Annotated in this window: 4 protein-coding genes; all 4 read right to left on the bottom strand. The window is 69.2% G+C overall.

All coding sequences use genetic code 11. The features are described 5' to 3' along the window. Window positions 1–262: 262 nt before the first annotated feature. Window positions 263–511 carry a dodecin family protein gene (locus Q8Q88_RS06745; protein WP_305674434.1) on the bottom strand — a complete coding sequence of 83 codons (249 nt, stop codon included), beginning with the start codon at window positions 509–511 and terminating at the stop codon, window positions 263–265. Window positions 512–584: 73 nt separating this feature from the next. Further along, the gene (locus Q8Q88_RS06740) at window positions 585–1,742 is read right to left on the bottom strand and encodes a serine hydrolase (protein WP_305674433.1); all 1,158 of its coding nucleotides are present in this window, start codon (window positions 1,740–1,742) and stop codon (window positions 585–587) included. 15 nt (window positions 1,743–1,757) lie between these two features. Then, on the bottom strand, window positions 1,758–2,507 hold the full coding sequence (locus tag Q8Q88_RS06735) for a class I SAM-dependent methyltransferase (RefSeq protein WP_371129822.1): 750 nt from the start codon (window positions 2,505–2,507) through the stop codon (window positions 1,758–1,760). 275 nt (window positions 2,508–2,782) lie between these two features. Further along, window positions 2,783–3,679, bottom strand: a complete 897-nt coding sequence (gene mmsB, locus Q8Q88_RS06730) for a 3-hydroxyisobutyrate dehydrogenase (protein WP_305674432.1) — start codon at window positions 3,677–3,679, stop codon at window positions 2,783–2,785. Window positions 3,680–3,734: the final 55 nt, after the last annotated feature.

The raw sequence follows: 3,734 nt of genomic DNA, 5'->3' as shown, positions 1-3,734 counted from the left end.
GGCCTTCGCCGAGCAACTCCTCAAGCGTGGCAAACCCGCCAAGCTCGCCATCGTCGCGGTCATGCGAAAACTCATCGAGGCCGCCAACCTCGTCCTCGGACGCGGCCAGCCATGGGTCAAACAACCCGCAACTTGAACATGGTTGCTCCCCCACATCGCGCTGCGCGCTGGGGGAGGACCTGGGAGACTCCGAGTCAGATGCTCTCCCTCTGGGGGAGCTGTCAGCGAAGCTGACTGAGGGGGACTTTGACTCTTCGGCCCCTCAGAACCCCAGCGCCTCAACCACCAGGGACTGGGCCTCGGCGTCCTGTTCGACCTTGAAGCTGACCTGCATCCGCACGCGATAGGCCTCGATCTTGCCGTCGGATCCCAGCGTGACGTCCTGGGCGACGACATCGGCCACCCTCAGGTCGCGTAGAGATCCGGCGGCCGCCTCCAGGGCCTGCCGGGCGGCGTCGGCCCAGCCGCTCTCGCTCGTGCCGACGATTTCGGTGACGCGATAGACACTCATGGGCTCCTCCCGCTAGGCGCCCACCCCAACGTATTAGGACGCCTCACGGCGGCGCGGGACAAGCAAATCCCGCTCAGCCCGCCCGATACGCGTCCCGCTCCAGGGCGCTGAGCAGACCCAGCACGTCGGGATCGCCAAACGGGGTCTGCTGGGTCATCAGGATGCCGCTCAGCCCCGCCGCCCGGTCGACCCAGTAATAGGTGTTGAAGATCCCGGCCCAGGCCAGGCTGCCCGCCCCGCGACCGTCGGCCGAGGGCTCGGGATTGATCAGCCCGGTCAGGCCCCAGCCGGTGTGCTGGTCGGGGAAGAGGTCGAAATCCAGGGTCATGGCCACCCCGTCCTTGAACGCTCCGGCCCGCAGGGGTCCGGTCTGCACCTCCCCCAGCATGTCGACCGTCTCCGGCGACAGCACCCGAGCGCCGTCCAGGGTTCCGCCGTTCAGCAGCATGCGGGTGAAGCGCGCATAGTCCCGCGCCGTGCCGAACAGGCCCCCGCCCCCCGACCAGACCTCCGGCGCGCTCGGCAGGCCGAAGGGAATGGGCGCCAGCCTACCGTCCTCGCCGCGCGCATGGGGGCTCGCCTGCCGCGCCGCCTGTTCGGGGGTGGGCAGGAAGCCGGTGTCGGCCATCCCCAGCGGTCCGAAGACCTGGTCGGTCAGATAGGCGTCCAACCGCTGGCCGCTGGCCGCCTCCACCGCCAGGCCCGCCCAGTCGATCCCGATGCCATAGGCCCATTGCTCGCCCGGCTCGAACAGCAGCGGCTGGGCGTGGCCGGCGCGGAAGCCGGCCATCGGGTCGGGCACCCCGGCCGCCTCGCGCCAGCGGGTGAGCTCCCCGTGCAGGAAGCCGTAGCCGAAACCCGAGGTGTGGGTCAGCAGCTGGCGCAAGGTCGGCGGCCGCCTGGCCGGCCGCAGCCGGGGCGCGCCGTCGGCCTCGAACCCCTCCAGCACCTGCAGGCCGGCGAACTCCGGCAGCGGGCCCGAAAGATCGCCGTCGAGGCTGAGCCGTCCCTGCTCCACCTCGCGCAGCGCCGCGACAGAGGCCACCGCCTTGGTCATCGAGGCCAGCCAGAACACCGTCGCCGGGTCCATCACAGCCGTATCGCCGACCTTCCGAAGGCCGGCGGCGGTCTCGTAGATCACCCCGTTCCGGTCGGCGACCAGGGCCACGGCGCCCGCAACTCGGCCGCCCGCGACCGCGGCGTCCAGCGCCGTCTCGAACCTCGAATACATAGATGAACCCTATGCTTAACCCGGTTTCTTAAACTTCAGGATGAACTGGTCAGTCTTGCCGCGAATGGCCGGGTCGAAGACGTTGGAGGTGTGCGGGTCGCCGGCCGCGTGCAGCAGCTGGCTCTCCTCGACGAACTTGAACCCGGCCGCCTCGACGCCCTTCTTCACGTCGGCGATGTCGATGCGGTGCAGGCTGTCGGCCACGCCGAGACCCGCGCCCGGCAGAGCCTCGTGGTCGACGATCAGATAGACCCCGCCCGGCTTCAGCGACTTGAAGATCTCGGCGTTGACCTTTGTCGCCGTGTCGGCCGGGAACGGCTTCAGAAAGAGGTCGTGGTAGTTCTGCACGGTCAGCACCAGGTCCAGCCCGTCCGGCAGATCCACGGCCTGGAAGCTCGTATCGATGGGCTTCACATTGGGCAGGGCCGCGGCGATTTTCTTCAAGTTCTCGCCATAGCTCTTGTCGTACCCGATGAACTCGGCGGGCTGGTAGGCGTAGACGGTCCCGGTCGGACCGACCGCCGCCGACAGGATGCGGGTGAAATAGCCGCCGCCGATCACGAAATCGGCCACCTTGCCGCCGGGCTTGATGTCGCCCATGGCCAGCAGTTCGCCCGGCTTGCGCGCGGCGTCCCGCGAGACGTCCTCGGCGGGCCGGGCCTTGTCGGCCAGGGCGGCCTGGACATGGGCGGGAACCTCGGCGGCGACCGCCGCGCCCGCGAAACCGACGCTGAGCGCCGCGAACAGGGGAACCATCAGACGCATGGCGCGCCTCCCTCACATTGTTGTTGTGAGGCGAGGCTAGGACGACCGGCGTTCTTTGGCCAACGGTGTTTGGCCTGTGTCGTCCTTCTCCCCCTTGCGGGAGAAGGTGGCCCCGCGAGAGCGGGGTCGGATGAGGGGTCGAAGGCCCTATCCGTCTGAGGTCTGAGTTGCAGCCAAGCCGAAAGCTAACCGGCGAGTTCTGAGGGACCCCTCATCCGTCGGGCTCCTCGCCCGACACCTTCTCCCGCAAGGGGAGAAGGAACGCGGAACGCCTCTTAGGCCAGCTCGTCCAGCTTTCCGCGCAGCAGTTGCAGCACCGCGGAGAAGTCCTTCCCCCCGTGTCCCAGCCCGTCGAACATCGCGTAGAGCGCCCCGGCCTGGGCGCCCATGGGGGTCGAGGCGCCGACCTTGGCTGCGGCGTCCTGCGACAGCTTCAGGTCCTTCAGCATCAGGGCCGTCAGGAACCCGCCCTCATAGCCGCGATTGGACGGCGCCGCCGGCACCGGCCCCGGCCAGGGGCAATAGCTGGTCAGCGACCAGCACTGGCCCGAGGACTTCGACGCGATTTCGAAGAACCGCTCGGCCTCAAGGCCCAGCTTCTCGGCGAGCGCGAAGGCCTCGCAGGTCCCTAGCATGGAGACCCCCAGCAGCATGTTGTTGCAGATCTTGGCCGCCTGGCCCGCCCCGGCCTCGCCGGCCCGCAGCACGACCCGCGCCATCGGCGTGAGCGCGGCCTCCACCTCGGCGAAATCGCCCTCTGCGCAGCCCACCATGAAGGCCAGGGTCCCGGCGTCAGCCGCCATGATCCCGCCCGACACCGGCGCGTCGGCGAAGCGGAACCCGGCCTCGGCGGCCTGGGCGGCGACGGCGCGGGCCGACTCCACGTCTATGGTCGAGCAGTCGATCAGCAGGGCGCCCGGCGCCGCGTTGGGCAGCACCTGGTCGGCATAGACTTCGCGCACATGCTTGCCGGCCGGCAGCATGGTGATCACCAGCTCAGCGTCCCTGACCGCCGCGGCCACGGAGTCCGCCGCCTGGCACCCGGCCTCCACCGCCTTGGCCAGGGCCGTGGGCGACAGGTCGAAAGCCGCCACCTGATGCTGGGCCTTGGCCTGGTTGGCCGCCATGCCGGCGCCCATGTTGCCGACCCCGATGAAGGCGATCTTCGTCATCTGCTGGGCTTTCCTATTGCCGGAACATCTCGCGGGCGATGATCACCCGCATGAT

This window comes from Phenylobacterium sp. (assembly GCF_030697925.1).
In the GTDB taxonomy this organism is placed as follows: Bacteria; Pseudomonadota; Alphaproteobacteria; order Caulobacterales; family Caulobacteraceae; genus Phenylobacterium.
Note: the sequence above shows the minus strand (reverse complement) of the source record. Positions and strands in the feature narration are given on the sequence as shown.

Coding starts and splice junctions, on each gene's coding strand:
- mmsB (WP_305674432.1), bottom strand. CDS start 3,679: ATGACGAAGATCGCCTTCATCGGGGTCGGCAACATGGGCGCCGGCATG.
- Q8Q88_RS06740 (WP_305674433.1), bottom strand. CDS start 1,742: ATGTATTCGAGGTTCGAGACGGCGCTGGACGCCGCGGTCGCGGGCGGC.
- Q8Q88_RS06735 (WP_371129822.1), bottom strand. CDS start 2,507: ATGCGTCTGATGGTTCCCCTGTTCGCGGCGCTCAGCGTCGGTTTCGCG.
- Q8Q88_RS06745 (WP_305674434.1), bottom strand. CDS start 511: ATGAGTGTCTATCGCGTCACCGAAATCGTCGGCACGAGCGAGAGCGGC.